The organism is Agilicoccus flavus (assembly GCF_014857905.1).
In the GTDB taxonomy this organism is placed as follows: Bacteria; Actinomycetota; Actinomycetes; order Actinomycetales; family Dermatophilaceae; genus Agilicoccus; species Agilicoccus flavus.
Genome location: NZ_JACYXE010000004.1, coordinates 121,918 through 139,454, shown reverse-complemented (window position 1 = coordinate 139,454; position 17,537 = coordinate 121,918). Strand labels below are relative to the sequence as shown.

The 17,537-nt window shown below is 74.1% G+C and carries 11 protein-coding genes; 3 read left to right on the top strand and 8 right to left on the bottom strand.

The window, feature by feature from the left end:
• Positions 1-67 precede the first annotated feature (67 nt).
• Entirely contained in the window at positions 68-1,552 is a 1,485-nt protein-coding gene (locus ICW24_RS08025) for a sensor histidine kinase (protein ID WP_226345197.1), read from the bottom strand.
• A gap of 86 nt (positions 1,553-1,638) precedes the next feature.
• Positions 1,639-6,531, bottom strand: coding sequence for an NAD-glutamate dehydrogenase (locus ICW24_RS08020; protein WP_226345196.1), 4,893 nt, complete (start codon positions 6,529-6,531; stop codon positions 1,639-1,641).
• Positions 6,532-6,725: 194 nt separating this feature from the next.
• On the opposite strand from ICW24_RS08020, the gene ICW24_RS08015 reads away from it, so the two are divergent.
• A complete protein-coding gene (locus tag ICW24_RS08015) occupies positions 6,726-6,983 on the top strand; it encodes a hypothetical protein (protein ID WP_226345195.1) in 258 nt (85 codons plus the stop codon).
• Positions 6,984-7,440: 457 nt separating this feature from the next.
• On the opposite strand, the gene ICW24_RS08010 is transcribed toward ICW24_RS08015, so the two are convergent.
• On the bottom strand, positions 7,441-9,381 hold the full coding sequence (locus tag ICW24_RS08010) for a wax ester/triacylglycerol synthase family O-acyltransferase (protein ID WP_226345341.1): 1,941 nt from the start codon (positions 9,379-9,381) through the stop codon (positions 7,441-7,443).
• Positions 9,382-9,453: 72 nt separating this feature from the next.
• A complete protein-coding gene (locus ICW24_RS19695) occupies positions 9,454-10,863 on the bottom strand; it encodes a CpaE/TadZ family protein (protein ID WP_226345194.1) in 1,410 nt (469 codons plus the stop codon).
• Positions 10,864-11,092: 229 nt separating this feature from the next.
• On the opposite strand from ICW24_RS19695, the gene ICW24_RS08000 reads away from it, so the two are divergent.
• The gene (locus tag ICW24_RS08000) at positions 11,093-11,341 is read left to right on the top strand and encodes a helix-turn-helix domain-containing protein (RefSeq protein ID WP_226345193.1); all 249 of its coding nucleotides are present in this window, start codon (positions 11,093-11,095) and stop codon (positions 11,339-11,341) included.
• A 51-nt stretch (positions 11,342-11,392) separates the two neighbouring features.
• Here ICW24_RS08000 and ICW24_RS07995 read toward each other — a convergent pair whose 3' ends face one another.
• Positions 11,393-11,989, bottom strand: a complete 597-nt coding sequence (locus tag ICW24_RS07995) for a hypothetical protein (protein ID WP_226345192.1) — start codon at positions 11,987-11,989, stop codon at positions 11,393-11,395.
• A gap of 167 nt (positions 11,990-12,156) precedes the next feature.
• On the opposite strand from ICW24_RS07995, the gene ICW24_RS19690 reads away from it, so the two are divergent.
• Positions 12,157-12,726, top strand: coding sequence for an Rv3235 family protein (locus ICW24_RS19690; protein WP_226345191.1), 570 nt, complete (start codon positions 12,157-12,159; stop codon positions 12,724-12,726).
• A 61-nt stretch (positions 12,727-12,787) separates the two neighbouring features.
• Here the strand turns inward: ICW24_RS19690 and secA are convergent, their stop codons facing one another.
• The 3 genes from secA to ICW24_RS07975 all read right to left on the bottom strand — a co-directional run bounded on the left by secA (position 12,788) and on the right by ICW24_RS07975 (position 17,339).
• A complete protein-coding gene (secA, locus tag ICW24_RS07985) occupies positions 12,788-15,532 on the bottom strand; it encodes a preprotein translocase subunit SecA (protein WP_226345190.1) in 2,745 nt (914 codons plus the stop codon).
• A 155-nt stretch (positions 15,533-15,687) separates the two neighbouring features.
• Complete coding sequence (locus ICW24_RS07980; RefSeq protein ID WP_226345189.1) at positions 15,688-16,002, bottom strand: GNAT family N-acetyltransferase; 315 nt, start codon at positions 16,000-16,002, stop codon at positions 15,688-15,690.
• Between the two features lie 5 nt (positions 16,003-16,007).
• Positions 16,008-17,339: a winged helix-turn-helix domain-containing protein gene (locus tag ICW24_RS07975; protein ID WP_226345188.1), complete on the bottom strand. Its 1,332-nt coding sequence runs from the start codon at positions 17,337-17,339 to the stop codon at positions 16,008-16,010.
• Positions 17,340-17,537 lie beyond the last annotated feature (198 nt).

The following is a 17,537-nucleotide window of genomic DNA, read 5'->3' as shown; positions in this document are numbered from 1 at the left end:
CGTTCCGATCCGGCGCAGCCGTTCGGCGGGCTCCCTTCGCTCCCCGGGCCACGACGGGACGGGTCGCCTACGACGACCGGGACGGTCGCAGCGGGCGCAGCCGGGCGACGAACCGCACGCGCGTGCCGCGGGGTCGAGCCGCCTCCCAGACGATCTCGCCGCGCAGGTCCTGCACGAAGGCCTGAACGATCTGGGTGCCGAGTCCCCCGACCCCGGGACGGAAGCCCTCGGGCAGGCCCGCGCCGTCGTCGGTCACGGTGACCGTCAACGTCGAGGAGTCGCTCCGGCGTGCCTCGACGACGACGCTGCCCCCGCCGTCGGCGACCCCGTGTTCCGCCGCGTTCTGGACCAGTTCCGTGACGATCATCGCGAGCGTGGTCGCGTCCTCGGCGCCGAGCCGACCGAAACTGCCCTCGAGCCGCCAGTCCAGTCGCCCACCCTCCGAGGCCACCTCCGCGACCGCGTTGAGGGCCCGGCTGATGACGCCGTCGAAGTCCACGTCGTCGTCGAGGGTCTGGCTGAGCGTGTCGTGCACGAGCGCGATCGTGGCGACCCGTCGCCCCGCCTCCTGCAGGGCGGTCTTCGCTCCCGCGTCGCCCACCCGACGGGACTGGAGCCGCAGCAACGCGGCCACGGTCTGGAGATTGTTCTTCACCCGGTGGTGGATCTCGCGGATGGTCGCGTCCTTGGTCAGCAGCTCCCGGTCCCGGCGGCGTAGCTCCGAGACGTCGCGGACCAGCAGCAGGGCGCCCGTGCGCGTGCCCGCGTCGGTCAGCGGGATCGCCCGCATCGTCAGGCTGACCCCGCCGGCCTCGGCCTCCGTCCACCACGGCGCGCGCCCGGTGAGCACGAGGACGAGCGCCTCGTCGACGACGGTGTGATCGGTGATCCGGTCGCTGACGATCCGGGCCAGGTCGGCGCCGATGATCTCCTCCTGGTGGCCCAGCCGGTGCAGCGCCGACGTCGCGTTGGGGCTCGCGTAGAGGACCTGGCCGTCGGCGTCGAGCAGGATCACCCCGTCCCCGACCCGCGGAGCGCCCCGCCGCATCCCGGTGGGGGCGCCCACGGTGGGGAACTCCCCCCGGGAGATCATCCCCGCGAGGGTGTCGGCCGTGTCCCGGTACCGGACCTCGAGGCGGCTCGGGGTCCGCATCGCGTCGAGGTTCGTGTGGCGGGTGAGCACGGCGAGGACCCGGCCCTTGCGGACGACGGGGACGGCCTGCTCCCGCACCGACGACTCCTGGTAGCGGACCGTCTCCGTGCCGGAGAGGATCCGGCGGCCCTCGGCGCACCGCTGCAGGGCGCCGCACTGCACCTCGTCGGCCGACCGGCCGACGAGGTCGTCGTAGAAGACGAGCGCACCCGTGTTCGGGCGGACGTGGGTGGCGACGAACCATTCCTGCGCCGTCCCGGGGCGCCGCACCCACAGCACGAGGTCCGACACCCACAGGTCCGCGAGCATCTGCCAGTCGCTGACGAGCAGGTGGAGCCACTCGGCGTCCCGGCCCCGCAGGTCGGTGGCCTCGGTCAGCAGTTCGGTCAACGTGGACACGACCGCAGCGTACGGGCGCGCCGGCCGCACCGGGAGGCCGACCCGCCCGGACGGGCGGGCGGGTCGGCGAGCGGTCGGGGTCCGCCTCAGGTCGTCGCGCTACCCGCCCGGACGATGCTGCGCAGGCTGCGCAGTGCCACCGACAACGGCGCGAGGCCGGGCCGGTCGATGCGGTCGATCCCGAGCATCGCGTTCCGGGTCCGTTCCAGGGACGCTGAGTTGTCCTCCATCCACGTCCGCAGGCGGTCCTGGGCGGAGTCCTGGGCGTCGGTCGCGTCGAGGATCGTCCGGGTGAGCGAGTCGAGGACCGCGTAGAGGTCGTCGCGCATCGCGCCGCGGGCGAGGGCGTCCCACCGGTCCTCCCGCGGCAGGCCGCCCACCCGGAACAGCAGCGAGTCGATCTCGAAGCTCTCGGAGGCGGCGAAGTACACCGGCGCGACGTCCTCGATCGCGTGACCGGTCTCGGCCGCGATCTCGACCATGTCGAGGCAGGAGTACGTGTCGAGCAGCGCCGCCGCGCGCTCCGCCAGCGCCTCGGGGACGCCGTCGTCGACGTACGCGGCGGCGTCGCGGCGCATCCGCTGCGCCTCGGCACCGCAGAGCAGGTCCCCCACCCTGTCCCGCAGCCAGGCGGCCGCGGACGCGAACCGCTCGATCTCGGCCGCGACGTCGAGCTGGGCCGGGCGGTTCTGCAGGAACCAGCGGACCGCGCGGTCGAGCAGTCGTCGGAACTCGAGGTAGAGGCGGGTCTGCACCGCGGTGGGCACGACGTTGTCGAGCGCCTCGACGGCCTCGACGAACGAACGCAGGTCGAACACCTCGCGCGCCACGACGAAAGCGCGGGCCACCTGCTCGGAGCCGGCCCCCGTCTCCTCCATCGTGCGGAACACGAACGTGATCCCGCCCCGGTTGACCACCGAGTTCGCCACGGAGTTGACGATGATCTCGCGCCGCAGGGGGTGCTCCGCGAGATGGTCGGCGAAGCGCTCCCGGATGGCCGCGGGGAAGTACTCGGCCAGCGTCGAGGCGAACCAGGGCTCGTCGGGCAGGTCGCCCGCCATCAGGTCGTGCTTGAGCGCGAGCTTGGCGTAGGCGACGAGAACCGAGAACTCGGGCGAGGTCAGGCCGCGGTTCTGCTCCCCGCGCGCGGCGATGGTCGCGTCGTCGGGCAGGAACTCCAGCTCCCGGTCGAGGTCACCGCGCTCCTCGAGCCAGTGGATGAACCGTTCGTGCACCCCGAGCATGGCGTTCTCCTGGGCGCGGGCGTTGCCGAGGAGGACGTTCTGCTCGTAGTTGTCGCGCAGCACCGCCGCCCCCACGTCGTCCGTCATCGACGCGAGCGTCTCGTTGCGCTGCTTGAGCGTGAGGTCGTCGGCGCGCATGAGCCCGGTGAGGAGGATCTTGATGTTGACCTCATGGTCGGAGGTGTCCACCCCCGCCGAGTTGTCGATGGCGTCGGTGTTGATCCGCACCCCAGCGAGGGCCGCCTCGATCCGGCCGAGCTGGCTCGCCCCGAGGTTGCCGCCCTCGCCGACGACCCGCACGCGCAGGTCCGCGCCGTCGACCCGGATGGCCTCGTTCGCGCGGTCGCCGATCTGCTCGTGCGACTCCGCCTTCGACTTGATGTAGGTCCCGATGCCGCCGTTCCACAACAGGTCGACGGGCGCGAGCAGCACCGCCTTCATCAGGTCGTTCGGGGTGATGGTGTCGACACCCTCGGCCAGCCCGAGCGCCTCGCGCATCTGCGGTGACACGGGGATCGACTTGGCCTGGCGGGAGAAGACCCCGCCGCCCTCGCTGATGAGGGAGGTGTCGTAGTCGGCCCACGAACTGCGCGGCAGCTCGAAGAGACGGCGGCGCTCGGCGAAGGTGGACGCGGCGTCGGGGTCGGGGTCCACGAAGACGTGACGGTGGTCGAAGGCGGCCACGAGCCGGATGTGCTCCGAGCAGAGCATCCCGTTGCCGAACACGTCGCCCGACATGTCCCCGACGCCGACGACGGTGAAGTCCTGCTCCTGGGTGTCGTGGCCGAGCTCGCGGAAGTGCCGCTTGACCGACTCCCAGGCCCCCCGCGCCGTGATGCCCATGCCCTTGTGGTCGTACCCGGCGGAGCCCCCGGACGCGAAGGCGTCGTCGAGCCAGAAGCCGTAGTCGCGGGCCACCCCGTTCGCGATGTCCGAGAACGTCGCGGTGCCCTTGTCGGCCGCGACGACGAGGTAGGGGTCCTCGGCGTCGTGGCGGACGACCCGGTCCGGCCCGACGATCTCGCCGCCCGAGCGGTTGTCGGTGACGTCGAGCAGGGACGAGATGAAGAGCTTGTACGCCTCGATGCCCTCGGCCAGCCACGCCTCGCGGTCGGCGGGGTCGGGCAGCGCCTTGGCGTAGAACCCGCCCTTGCTGCCCGTGGGGACGATGACGGCGTTCTTCACCATCTGCGCCTTGACGAGCCCGAGGACCTCGGTGCGGAAGTCCTCGCGACGGTCGCTCCACCGCAGCCCGCCGCGCGCGACCGCGCCGAACCGGAGGTGGACGCCCTCGACCCGGGGCCCGTAGACCCAGATCTCGAACATCGGCCTCGGGTCGGGCAGGCCCGGGATCGCGGTCGGGTCGAGCTTGAGGCACACGGTCGCCTTGGGCTCGCCGTCGGGGCCGTGCTGGTAGTAGTTCGTGCGCAGCGTCGCGAGCAGGACGTCGCCGAACGCGCGGATGATGCGGTCCTCGTCGAGGCTGCTCACCTCGTCGAGCCCGCGGCGAAGCCGCGCGACGATGTCGTCCTGGCGTTCCCGGCAGGCCCGCCGGCCGGTCTCGTCGTCGGCGTGCGCGTCGGGATCGAACCGCGTGGCGAAGAGGTCGACGAGCAGGCGGGCCAGGTCGGGGTTCGACCGCAGGGTCGCCTCGATGTAGTCCTGGCTGAACGTGATCCCCGCCTGGCGCAGGTACTTCGCCACGGTCCGCAGGACGACGACGTCGCGCCAGGTCAGGCCCGCCGAGAGGACGAGGGCGTTGAACCCGTCGGACTCGGCCCGCCCGCCCCAGACGGCGTCGAACGCCTCCTGGAAGGCCGAGCGCATGTCGTGGGAGCCGCGGCTCCAGACGTCCTCGGAGTCGGCCCGCAGGCCGATGTCGTAGATGTGGAAGACCTGGCCGTCGGAGCGGGTGATCGCGTAGGGGCGCTCGTCGGTCACCTCGACGCCCAGGTCGGTGAAGAACGGCAGGATCGCGCTCAGCGACACCGGTCCCCGGCGGTACAGCTTGAGCCGGCGCTCGCCCTCGGGGGCGCCCGGCTGGTGGTACACGTTGAGCGCGTGGCCCCGTTCCTGCGACAAGGACTCGACGAGGCGCAGGTCGGCGACGGCCACGCGCGCGTGGAAGTCCTCCTTGAACGCCGCGGGGAAGGCGCGGCCGTACGCCGACAGCAGCGCGGCGGTCCGCTCCTCCCCGTGCTCGACGCGTGCGGCCTCGGCGAACTCCTCGTCCCACGTGCGGGTCGCCTCGACGAGCCGGCCCTCGAGCGCCGAGACGTCGGCGTCGGGGATGCTCGCGCCGCTCGGGACGCGCACGACGAAGTGCAGGCGGGCCAGGCTCGACTCCGACACCCGGGTCGTGTAGTCGACGTTCGACCCGTTGAACGCCTCGGAGAGGATGGCCTGCATCCGCAGGCGCACCGCGGTGTTGTAGCGGTCCCGAGGCAGGTAGACGATGCACGACATGAAGCGGCCGTAGTCGTCCCGGCGCAGGAAGAGCTTGGTGCGACGGCGCTCGTTGAGGTGGACGACGGCGAGCGCGGTGCGGGTGAGGTGGTCGACGTCGGCCTGGAACAGCTCGTCGCGCGGGTACGTCTCGACGACGCCGAGCAGGTCCTTCGCGAGGTGGCTGTCGGGGGCGAAGCCGGCCCGCGCCGCGATCTCCTGCACCTTGTGGGCGACGAACGGGACCTGGGTGACCGACGAGGTGTAGGCGGCCGAGGTGAAGAGGCCGATGAAGCGGCGCTCCCCCACGACCTCACCCGCCTCGTCGAACGTCTTGATGCCCACGTAGTCGAGGTACACCGCACGATGCACGGTCGCGCGGGAGTTGGCCTTGGTCACCATGTACAGCCGCTTCTCGCGGGCCTTCTTCGCGACCGAGGGCGGCAGCGGGGTGGAGGAGTCCGACTTGGCCCGGTCGTCGCGCAGCAGACCCAGACCCGTGCCGGCCACCGCCTCGAGGACGTCCGCACCGCCCTCGGCGAGGACGTACTCGCGGTACCCCAGGAACGTGAACTGGTCGGAGGCGAGCCAGTCGAGCAGGGACCGCGCCTGGCCGACCTCGCGTTCGTCGACCCCGACCGGAGGCTCCTGCCCGAGGCCGGCGGAGATCTCCTGGGCCCGGCTGCGCATGGCCGACCAGTCCTCGACCGCGGCCCGGACGTCCTCGAGGATGCCCTCGAGGCGGACGCGGAGCGCGTCGATGTCGGGGGCGTCGGACTCGCGGTCGATCTGCAGGTGCATCCACGACTCGGCCACCGGCGGCCGATCGGCCGACCCGTCGGCCCCGCCCGATCGGACGACGCGGACGTCGTCCCCGGTGATCTCCAGCAGCGTGCCGTCGGCGTCACGGCGGACGACGAACTGCGGATGGACGAGCAGGTGGACCGACCGGTCCTGGCGCGCGAGCTCGGCGGTGATCGAGTCGACGAGGAAGGGCATGTCGTCGGTGACGATCTCGACCACCGTGTGGCCGGTGGCCCACCCCTCCTGCTCGACGGACGGCGTGAAGACGCGGACCCGGGCCGTCCCGGGCGCGCGGTGCGCCGCGAGGGAGCGATGACTCAGGGCCGCCCCGACGAGGTCCTCGGGCCGTTGCTCGAGGAGGTCGTCGGTCGGGACGTGCCGGTAGTAGCGCGACAGGAGGAGCTCGGGGTCGTCGACCGATCGATCTGCGAGGCGGGCGGCCCCGGACAGAACGTGCTGGCGTGACTCGTCCTCAGAGGCGAACATCGGTGTTCATCAGCCCTTTCGGTGGTGACGGGACCCGAACCGGCCCGCCGGCCTTCCCCTCGATCGTACGAGCCGCCCCGCTCGTGCGCCGGATGATCGGGCGATGTCCTCCGCGACCCCGGTGCATCGCCCTCGGATGGCGCCCTGTGGACGGACGCGGGGTGCGGGCCGCCGCGGTCGATAGCGTGCCGCCCGTGGCCACCCCCAGCGAACGACCAGCGCCCGCGACGACCCCGCCCACTCGCCGTCGGGTGGCGGGCGCGTCGGCGCCCCCGTCCTGCGCCGACACCGACGCGGACCGCCCGAGGAGTGACGGGCGCCGGGCCGCTGCGCGCCTCGCCGACGTGCTCGACACGAGCGATCCCGACGTGGGCGACGCCCGCACCCAGTTCGCGCTCGAAGAGGCGCTCGACGCCCTCACCCGCGCCCTGCGCGCCCGGTCCGCCCGATGACCGCGCCCGCCCGCCCCCGGGCCGATCTGCCGTCGCTCGCCGCCCTCTCGGCGCGGCTGCACGCCGGTGCCGACGCCCTGTGGCTCGATCCCGACACGCGCGAGCTCGCCGAGGTGACCCGGCACCTCGCCGACGCCGTCGTCCTCGCCCGGCGCCGCCTGGCCCGCGCACGAGAACGGGACGGCGAAGCGGATCCCCGGTCCGGACTTGCCGGGACCGAGGGCGTCGGCGCAGCGGAGGGCGTCGGCGCAGCGGAGGGACCCGAGCGGGCCGAGGCGGCCGCCCCGATCGGCGCGGCGCGATTGTCCGCGACCACCCTCGCGCAGCGGGCGGAGTCGGCGCTGCGCCGGGAGTGCGCCCTCGTGTGCGCCGAGGCGGTCCTCGCCGGCCCCGCCGCCGGGTCGACCGGCCGGGCCGCCGGCCGGCCCGCGAGATCCACGGCGGGCCGCGGCGGCGGTCAGCCCCCCGGCCGGGATCCCTCGGTGTCGCTGCCGGTGAGGACGGACGACAGGGGGGCGGCCTCGCCGACGTCGTACCAGTCGAGCTCCTCGTCGTCACCGGCCCCGGCGGGCGAGGCGTGCAGGGAGACGATGCGGGCGGCCGGTACGGGGGCGGCGAGCCGCACCGAGTAGGCGGCCTCGTCGGCGGGTCCGTCCGCCCCGCCGGCCTCGTCGACGTCGGCGGAGGGCACGTCGACGGCGGCGACGACCCGGGCGGCGGTCGTGTCCTCCCCCGCCGCGATCCACATCGCCGCGTACTCGAGGTCCTCCTCGTCGTCGTCCTCGAACGCCTCCCGCACGGCGCGGGTCACCGCGAAGGCGGGCGTCGAGGCGGGGAGCGGTGCGGCCGCCGCGACCTGGTCGAGATCGGCGGGGCGCAGGCGCAGGTAGACGCGGCGGGTGGCGGTCATGGGGTTCTCCTGATGGATCGGGGCCGCGGACAGGCCCGCCGCCAGTTCGAGCAGGTCGGCGAGGTCCTCGGCGATGGCCTCGCCGAGGAGGTCGACGTCGCCGAGGGCCGCCCGGTCGCCGGTGAGGCCGACGCACACCACCCCGTCGTAGGAGGTCACGCCGACGGCGAGCGCGTGCCGCGCCCCGAGCGGGAGGATCGGGTAGGTCTCGAGCAGCCGCGCACCGGGCAGGAAGCGGGGCTCTTGCGGACCGGGCACGTTGGTGACGACGAGGTTGAAGCGCCGCCTGCGGGTGGCCTGCCCGAGGCGCGCGCCGAGATGGTGCAGGGTCGAGGGGGCGAAACCCGCCGCCGCCGTCATGGCCCGCGCCCCCACCCCGGCCGGGCGCCGCGACATCCCGGCGACGCGACGGAGGCGGGCGAGCGCCGACGGCTCGCCGACGGGCAGATCGACCAGGGCCTCCACGACCTCGTCGACGAGGCCGACGCCTCCCCCGGCCGGCGGCTCCGACCCCGGCGCGCCGCCCGCGGCGTCGCGGGGCCGATCGGAGGTCCCCACCGGCACGAGGGCCCGGACGTGCGTCCCGCCGTGCACCGGCTCGCCGCGGTTCGCCGCCCACGTGCGCAGTCCGCCGGCGACGACGGTGAGGACGACGTCGTGCAGCGTGACCGGCAGCGTGGGGTCGGCGGCGGCGACGGCGTCGCGGATCCGGCGGAAGTCCGCCAGCGGGAGGGGGAACATGGCGACGCGCCGGGCGGCTCCGACGCGGGCGTTGAGGGGGCTGACCGGCGCGGGGTCGGTGGCGGTCGCGGCGACGGTCCGCAGCCCGGAGAGGACGTTCCGCCCCGCGTCGAGGACGTCGCCGGCGCCCCGGCGCGCCGCCGTGATCGCGAGGGTGGGCCGGGTGGCGAGCTCCCACAGGGCGCCCGCGAGCAGCGTCACGTCGCTCGGCTCCCGGCGCGGGGCCACGGGCACCCCGGCATCGTCGTCGGCGTCGTCGGCGTCGGGCCCGTCGTCGAGCACGAGGTGACCGAGGTCGACGGTCGTCACCCCGTCGACGAGCGACTGGTGGACCTTGGTGACGACGGCGAAGCGCCCCTGTTCGAGCCCCTCGAGCAGGTAGAGCTCCCAGAGCGGGCGGGCCCGGTCGAGCGGGCGCCCGGCGATGCGCGCGGTGAACTCGGCGAGCTGGGTCCGGGTCCCCGGCCGCGGGAGGGCGGCCCGTCGCACGTGGTACGTGATGTCGAAGGCCGCGTCGTCGACCCAGACCGGTGGGCCGAGGCGCCCGGGCATCTCGCGGACGCGCTGCCGGTACCGGGTCACCTGGCCGATGCGGGCGGCGACGAGGCCGGTGAGACGCTCGTGGTCGAGACCCTGCTCCAGGGGATCGAAGATCATGACGGACACGACGTGCAGCGGGGTCCGCGCGTCCTCGAGGGCGATGAGGGACGCGTCGAGGGCATCGAGTCGGTCGGCCACGCTCGTCATCGTCACACACGCACCTCGCGTCCGCGGCCGGCGCCGGGTGGGGCGGCCGGCGCACGATCCCCGGGCCGGACGTCAGGGCACGAGGGGTTCCACCGCCCGCGCCACCGAGGAGCGGGGCGCCGTCTGGGCCAGGGTCCTCCCCTGCAGGAGGGCCGTGTCGATCCGTAACGGGTCGTCGGGGACGAGCACGGGGTCGACGACCCCGGCCAGCCGGCTCAGGTCGCCGACGACGCCGTCCTGACCGGCCGGTCCGAGCACCCCCGCCCGGACCCGGTTGACGACGACGGTCACGGCCGCGGCCAGGCCGAGGCGATCGAGGTCGGACAGGCCGGTGACGAGGCGCGGCAGCGCCACCGGACCGACCCCGCCGACGGCGACGACGCGATCGGCCTCGGCGAGCGCGGACAACGTCGCGGCGTTCCGTCGCGGCGCGAGGGTGTCGTAGCTCAGCTCCTCGTCGTCCTCCAGTGCGAAGCCGGTGTCGAGGACGACGACGTCGAACCGCTGCCGGGCCGCGTCGAGGAGGCCCGGCACGCCGGCGGCGCGCAGTTCGGGCCACCGGTCGGCGCTCGGCACGCCGGTGAGGACGGCGATGCCGCCCACGGACTCGACGTGCCGGCCCAGGACCTCGGGGTCGAGGAGGCCCTCGTCGGCGGCGCGCAGCGCCGCGACGACGCCCGGTGACTCGTCGGGCACGCGCAGGTGCCGGGCGACCGAGCCGCCGTAGGGGTCGAGGTCGGCGAGCAACACCCGGTGGCCGCGGCGCGCGGCGAGGCCGGCGATCGTCAGGGCGATCGTCGTACGCCCCGGTGCCCCCGTCGGGCCCCAGACGGCCAGCACCGTCGACGTCCCCGGAGCACCCGGGTGGTCGAGCGGATCGACGGGGTCGGCGGGGTCGGCGGCCCAGCTACCCACCCGATCTGCGGGCGACCCGGGGCCGGCGTCCTCGGCGGGGACGCCGCCCGGGTCGTCCACCCCCCGGGCCGCTCCGATGTCGCCCCAGACGTCGAGGTCGTCGGGGCCGACCTCGCGCCACCCGGACGCGTGGACGGGCCGGACGCCGGGCGAGGCGGGCCGCCGGGTCGGCACCGGTCGCGCGACGCCGCGCCCCGTCACCGCGCGGGCCGCGGCGACCGCGGCGGCCAGGTCGGACGCGAGGCCCACGTCGCGCGCGCCGACCGGGACGACGCACGCGGGGTCCACGCCGAGGCGCTGGAGCCGCGCCGCGCCGACGGGGTCGTCCGCGGGGTGCGCGCCGATCACCGCGACCCCCGACCGGGCGAGCCGCAGCAGTGCGCTCCGGTCGAGCAGGGGCAGGGCGGGGCCGACGACGGCGACCCCGGCGAGTCCGACGCCCGCCGCCGACAGCAGGTCGGCCAGGTCGAGGCAGACGTGCGCCGCACCTCGCGGCAGGGCGGTTCCGACGAGCTCGTCCTGGCTCGCGGAGCCGGTCGCGACGAGGATCCTGCGGCGGTCGGTCACGTCCCTGCCCCCCTCGTCGTTCCCTCGTCGTCGTCGCACCCGGCGCGGAGACGGTGCCGTCCACAGGCCGCATGCGGACCCGGCCTCGCCGCGGCGGCCGCCGCTAGACTCGGCCCGTCGACCGGAGCGCCCAACCTAGCCACGGCCCCGCACCCACACGACATCCCGCCGACCGCCACGGTCCCTGCCGGCCCGGCCGAGCGGGACCGCCCCACGGAGAGGAGCCCGCGTGGCCCCGCGATTCCTGCAGCTGGCCGATGTGTGCGAGATCCTCAACATCTCCTCGTCGCAGGCCTACGCCCTCGTCCGCTCCGGCGACCTGCCCGCGATCCGCGTCGGCGGGCGCGGCCAGTGGCGCGTCGAGGCGACCCAGCTCGAGGCCTACATCGAGCGCATGTACTCCGAGACCCGTGCGTACGTCGCCGCCCACCCGGCGCCCGACGACGCCTCCACCCTCGACGACGCCGGCCGGGCCTGAGATCCGGGGCAAAAGCCGCCCTGCGCGTCCGGCGGCCGCGTCCCGCCCCACTCAGCGGTCGGCGCCCACGACGAGCAGCCCCGCGAAGCCGAGGACGCGCTCCGCGACGACGTTGCTCGCCCGGCGGGGCAGATGGGCCGGGTGCTCCGCCAGTTCGAAGGCGTCCGCGCCCACCGCGTCGATCGTCCCGGTGATCCGTCGGCCGAGGCGGTCCTCCACGTCGACGACGGCGCGGTCGCGCGCCATGCTCCGCAGGGGCCCGGCCAGACCGAGCCTGCGGACCGCCTGATCCGGTGGGGCCGCCGACCGACCGAGCCCCTCGGCCTCGACGACGACGCCCAACGGCACGAGCAGACGCGCGCGCCCCGATCGCAGCAGGACCCAACCGGCGCCCACCTCCTCGGGGACGCCCGCGACGAGCCGTCCCGTCCACAGCACGAGGCCGACGTCCCCCTCGTGCGCCGCGAGCCGGTCGGCCAGCGTGATCCGGGCCCGGTCGGCCCGGATCCGTTCGGCGACCTCGGCCTCGACCTCCCGGCGTCGTTCCTGGGCGGAGCGACCCTCGAGATCGTCGAACAGCCGGTTCCAGCGCATCGTGACCCCCGTCTCGTCCGGCGCCGCTCGGGCGGCCGAGGACGCCGCGAGCACGGGTCATATGGTCTCACGGGATCCACACCCACCGTCCACATCCGTCGTCAAACTGCATCAAACGACATCAGGATGCGCTTAGAGTGACGTCGACGCCGAGCCCGACGGTCCGGCGCCCTCCCATATGGGTCGCCCCGCGGCCCCTGTCCGACGCCCCAGGAGCCGACGTGAGCGCCCTCCCCGTCTGTGATCCCGCACCCATCCGCGCCGCCGCGATCCCCGACTCGTGGCACGGGTCGTCGGGTCGGCGGGGGGCCGACCTCCGGGTCGACCGGGACGCCGGCGCCCGGGGCGTCGACCCGCGGCAGGGCGTGCTGGCCCTCGTGCGCGAGGTCGCTCCGGCCGACCCGCGCCCCCGCCGCCGGACCGTCCCGGACGACTTCGGGCCCGTTCCCACGTCGACCGCCGAGCTGCCGTCGGCCCGCGACTGGGCCGCCTGGCTCACCCCCGCCCTGCTGCAGGTCGCCTGCGGCGCGCGACCGGCGCCCCAGATCATGCGGCACGTCTCCCGCGACGTCTACGACTCGCTCGTGCGCCGGCACAGTCGCGCGGTGCGCACGCGCATCGCGGCCCGGCGGCCGGTCCGGATCCGCGCCGTCCTCGTGTCGCACCCCGTCGACGGCGTCGCGGAGGTGAGCGTCGTGGTGGACGACGCCGCCCGGACGCGCGCGTTGGCGCTGCGCTGCGAGGGCCTCGACGGTCGGTGGACCGTCACCGCCCTCGAGATCGGCGGGTGACCTCGCCTCGACGCCCGGATCAACGTCCGATCGGCGTCCGACCGCCCACCCGACCGCGCGCTCAGCGGCCCTTGCGGGCCTTCGCGGCCGCGCGGCGACGGCGGCGGTTGAGCTTGGGGTCGTCCTCGTCGAAGCTCTCGACGTCACCGCTCTCGCCGGGCGCGGAGTAATGGCGGGCGCCGGAGGCGCCTTCCTCGAAACCCTCGCCCCGGATCGAACCGGCCCCGGACATCCCCGCCTCCTCCCCGTCCTCCAGCGGGGGCAGCTGACTCTCGTCGATCTGAACGTCGACGGAGAAGGCCATGGCGACCGACTCCTCCTTGATGCCGTCCATCATCGCCGTGAACATCTGATATCCCTCGCGGCTGTATTCGACGACCGGGTCGCGCTGCGCCATGGCGCGCAGCCCGATGCCCTCCTGCAGGTAGTCCATCTCGTACAGGTGCTCGCGCCAGCGCCGGTCGAGCACCGAGAGGACGACGCGACGCTCGACCTCGCGCATGACCCGGCTGCCGAGCTCGGCCTCGCGCGCGTCGTAGGCGTGCTGCGCGTCCGAGACGAGCTCCGTGCGCAGCATTCCCGCGTCGATGCCCTGCCGTCCGCCGGCCGCCTCGTACAGCTCGTCGAGGGAGATCGAGATCGGGTAGAGGGCGCCGAGGGCGCGCCAGAGCTCGTCGAGGTCCCAGTCCTCGCTGAAGCCCGTGGCCGTCGCGGCGCGGACGTACTCACCGACGACGTCGGTGATGAAGTGCCGCATCTGCAGGTGCAGGTCCTCACCCTCGAGGACGCGGCGGCGCTCGCCGTAGATGACCTTGCGCTGGGTGTTGAGGACGTCGTCGTACTTGAGGACGTTCTTGCGGATCTCGAAGTTGCGGCCCTCGACCTGCGTCTGGGCGCTCTGGATCGAGCGCGACACGATGCGCGACTCGATCGGCACCGAGTCCTCGAGGCCCGAGCTCGCCATGAAGCGGTCGACCATCGCCGCGTTGAACATCCGCATGAGGTCGTCCTGCAGCGACAGGTAGAAGCGGGACTCCCCCGGGTCACCCTGGCGGCCGGACCGCCCGCGCAGCTGGTTGTCGATGCGCCGGGACTCGTGCCGCTCGGTGCCGAGGACGTACAGCCCGCCCAGCTCCGTCACCTCGTCGTGCTCCGCGGCGACGTCCGCCTCGGCCGCGGCGAGCGCCTCGTCCCAGGCCGCCTCGTACTCCTCGGGCGTCTCCTCCGGCGAGAGCCCCCGGTTGGCCAGGGCCGTGACGGCCCGGAACTCGGGGTTGCCGCCCAGCATGATGTCGGTGCCACGGCCGGCCATGTTCGTCGCGACCGTGACCGCGCCCTTCCGGCCGGCGTCCGCGACGATCGTCGCCTCCCGGGCGTGGGCCTTCGCGTTGAGGACGTTGTGCGGGATCTTCCGCTCGGTCAGCTTCGTCGCGAGGTACTCGCTCTTCTGGACCGAGGTCGTCCCGACGAGGACGGGCTGGCCCGCCTCGTGACGCGCCGCGATGTCCTCGACGACGGCGTCGAACTTGGCGACCTCCGTGCGGTAGACGAGGTCGGACTTGTCGGCGCGGATCATCGGGCGGTTCGTCCGGATCTGGACGACGCCGACCTTGTAGATCTGGTGGAGCTCCGCCGCTTCGGTCTGGGCCGTGCCCGTCATGCCCGAGAGCTTGTCGTAGAGCCGGAAGTAGTTCTGCAGGGTGATCGTCGCGAGGGTCTGGTTCTCGTTCTTGATGTCCACGCCCTCCTTGGCCTCGATGGCCTGGTGGACGCCTTCGTTGTACCGACGGCCCGGGAGCATACGACCCGTGTGCTCGTCGACGATGAGGATCTCGCCGTCGAGGACGACGTAGTCCTTGTCGCGCTTGAACAGCTCCTTCGCCTTGATGGCGTTGTTGAGGTAACCGATGAGCGGCGTGTTCGCCGGCTCGTAGAGGTTGTCGATGCCGAGGTAGTCCTCGACCTTCTCGATGCCCGGCTCGAGGATGCCGACGGTGCGCTTCTTCTCGTCGACCTCGTAGTCGCCCGTCGGGGCGATGCCCCGCATCCGGTCGCCGCCCTCGCCGCGCTCGAGGCGGGTGACGATCTTCGCGAACTGCGTGTACCACTTCGTGGCCGCGTCGGCGGGGCCCGAGATGATGAGCGGGGTGCGCGCCTCGTCGATGAGGATGGAGTCGACCTCGTCGACGATGCAGAAGTGGTGGCCCCGCTGCACGAGTTCCTCGGTGTTCCACGCCATGTTGTCGCGCAGGTAGTCGAACCCGAACTCGTTGTTCGTGCCGTAGGTGATGTCCTTGGCGTACTCGGCGCGGCGCTGCGCCGGCGTCATCGAGGCGAGGATGCAGCCCGTCTCGAGCCCGAGCGCGCGGTGCACGCGCCCCATGAGCTCCGACTGGTACTGCGCGAGGAAGTCGTTGACGGTGATGACGTGCACGCCCTGGCCCGTGAGCGCGTTGAGGTAGCTCGGCAGCGTCGCGACGAGGGTCTTGCCCTCACCGGTCTTCATCTCCGCGACGTTGCCGTGGTGGAGCGCGGCGCCACCCATGATCTGCACGTCGAAGTGCCGCTTGCCGATGGTGCGGCGGCTCGCCTCGCGCACGGCGGCGAACGCCTCGGGCAGGATCCGGTCGAGCGACTCTCCGTCGGCCAGGCGGGCGCGGAACACGTCGGTCTCGCCACGCAGCTCGGCGTCGGTGAGCTTGGTGAAGTCCTCCTCCACCGCATTGACCTGGGCGACGATGCCTTCGAGACGCTTGATGACACGCCCTTCTCCGGCGCGCAGGACTCGATCGACGATCTTCGGCACGGGGGCAACTCCTGTGACAGCGATGGACTCGCGTGGTTCGCCGGTCCCGTGTCCACCCGCGTGACCGGCGACGGGTACCACTCCAGGCTAAACGGTCGAGCCGTCGAGCCCGTTCAGCGGAGCGGAAACCGGTCATGTCGCTGCCGCGGGCCGTCTCAGGCCACGAGGTCGGCGTACTCCGGGTGTCGCGCGATCCACGCCGAGTAGAAGGTGCACGCCGGGCGCACGCTCAGGCCACGCTCCCGGGCGTCGTCGAGCGACGCGCGGGCCAGGGCCGAGCCGATGCCGCGGCCCTCGAAGGCGGGGTCGACGAGCGTGTGCGGGAAGACGACGACGCCGTCCCGCTCGGCGGCGTCGGCGTACCCCGCGAGCCGGGCGCCGACGTGCGCCTCCCAGCGCGAGGAGTCGGGGTCGAAGCTGATCCGGGGGGCGTCCGGGGGCGTGTCCGGGCCGGTGGAGGGGGCGTTCATGCCGGTCAGAGTGGCACACCCCCGGCCCCGTCCGGCAGCCGGTCCACCGGCGCGGGAGCACCCGCCGGGGGCAGGTCGACCCGCGCTCGGGCCAGGGCCGCGTCGGCCTCGACGCGCCCGAGACCGAGGAACGTTGCCAACTGGTCCAATTCGTCGACGAGCTGCTCGGGGGCGTCGGGGCGGCGGCGCAGCGTCGCGGGCTCCCAGTGCACGGCGTGCACGCGCAGGACCCCCTCGGCGCGGTCGGCCTTGGCGTCGACGCGCCCGACGAGGGCCTCGTCGAGGAGGAACGGGAGGACGTAGTAGCCGTGCACGCGGCGGGCCGCCGGGGTGTAGATCTCGAGGCGGTAGTCGAAGCCGAACACCTCGCTCGTCCGTTCCCGCCGCCACACCAGGGAGTCGAACGGCGACAGGAGCGCGCGGGCGCGCACGCGGCGCGGGCGGGCCGCGTCGACGTGCAGGTAGTGCGGCCCGCGGCGACCCGTGACCTCGACCCGCCGCACGACGCCCTCCTCGAGCAGGCGCGGCATCGCCCCGGCGGCCTGCTCCGGCGAGAGGCGGAAGTAGTCCCGAAGGTCGCGCACGGTGCCGACGCCGTGGGCGCGCGCGGCGATCGCCATGAGCTCGGCGACCGCGTCGCCCTCCTCGGGGGCGGCGGGCCCACCGGGGCCCCGCGCGACGATCTCGGGCGGCAACAGCGCCTCCGGGACGACGTACCGCCGCGCGAACCCCGCGGTGCGGCCCGCGCTCGTCACCTGCCCGGCCCAGAAGAGGTGCTCGAGCGCGGACTTCACGAGCGACCAGTTCCAGCCCCACCCCCCGGTGGGCCGCGGCTCGTCGTGGGCGAGCGCGTCCTCGAGGTCGCGGGCGGTGATCGGGCCGCGCTCCGCGACCTGCGCGAGGACGCGCGCGACGAGGTCGGGGTGGTCACGCGCCACCGCCCGCATCCCCGACCAGGCCTGCTCGTGCGCTCGGCGCATGCGGAACCCGAACAGCGGCCAGGTCGTAGCGGGCACGAGGGACGCCTCGTGGGCCCAGTACTCCACGACGTGCCGGCGCACCCCGCGCCCGCCGTCGCGCAGCCCGTCGAGCAGCGCGGGGTCGTACGGGCCGAGCCGCGAGTAGAACGGCAGGTAATGGCTGCGGGCGAGCACGTTGACGCTGTCGATCTGGACGACGCCGAGGCGGTCGACGACCCGGCGTAGGTGCGCCCGCGTCACCGCGGCCCGCGGTCGGAACCCGGCCCCGAAACCCTGGGCCGCGAGCGCGATCCGCCGGGCGTGGGCGGCCGGGATGCGTTCGGTCTCGCCGCCGTCGATGGTGCCCGACCCGGTCATCCGCCCCCTCGCTCCCTCGCGACGCCGACCGGCGCGCGGCCGCCCTCGCCGGCCGGTCGTCGCCACGATCCCCTGTGCGCCGCCGGATGTCCATCCGGTGCCGTCGCGGTGGCCGCGAACGCCGGGCGCACCAGGGGCACTCCGGTTCGCGGAATGCCCCTGGATCGCGATGCGGCGCCGCCCGATCGGGCGGGGTCG